The 643-nt window shown below is 53.7% G+C and carries 1 protein-coding gene; it reads left to right on the top strand.

Features of this window, described 5'->3' with window-relative positions; genetic code table 11:
- Positions 1-497, top strand: a 497-nt coding sequence (locus ACVRRC_RS22195; protein ID WP_472997608.1) for a hypothetical protein, incomplete at its 5' end; no start/stop codon positions are given.
- Positions 498-643: the final 146 nt, after the last annotated feature.

The raw sequence follows: 643 nt of genomic DNA on the forward strand, positions 1-643 counted from the left end.
AAAAATTGGTTCGGGAAGATAAGGTTTCTGGTGACGTTGCGATCGACGTTATTACGGAATGCCAAGGCACCGACCGTGACGCTTTCGAAATCCTGATGGCTTCTCTGGCTAAAGCCGAGCAAGCAGGTAAAAACCGCGTCACAGCGCGCTACGTGTCTTCGCCTAAGAAAGCCAAGGTGAAACCGAAAGTCGTGCGCAAAACCTTCGAAAGCCTGTTGCCGACGCTGGATCAGCTGCGCTCGCAGATCCCTCCAGCTCCAACGGCTGAGCACGAAAACCAGATTGAAATCGCTGAAACTGTGCCGGAAGAAGTGGTGCTGCGTCTGTCGCCTGAAGTTGCCCGCCAACTGATGGCTGCGCTGAGCGACGTAGAAGCGGCCAAACTGGAAGAAGAAGCTGAGCAGGCCGCGAAAGAAGCCGCTGAGGCTGAAAACGAAGGCAGTGACGAAGCCACTGAGGCTCATGACGGTGAAGGTGAGGGCGACGCAGAGGCATAAGCCAACGCGCTGTCATCGCAGAATAGGCCGGTTATCCGGCCTTTTTTATCACACTTCACCCTGTTTGGCGGTGTTCATTAATAGATGACCCTCCAAAACAAATCAGGAGGTTACCGTGGATCAATCTCTGCCAATGCTGCAAGAAA

The organism is Stutzerimonas sp. LR2 (assembly GCF_055755175.1).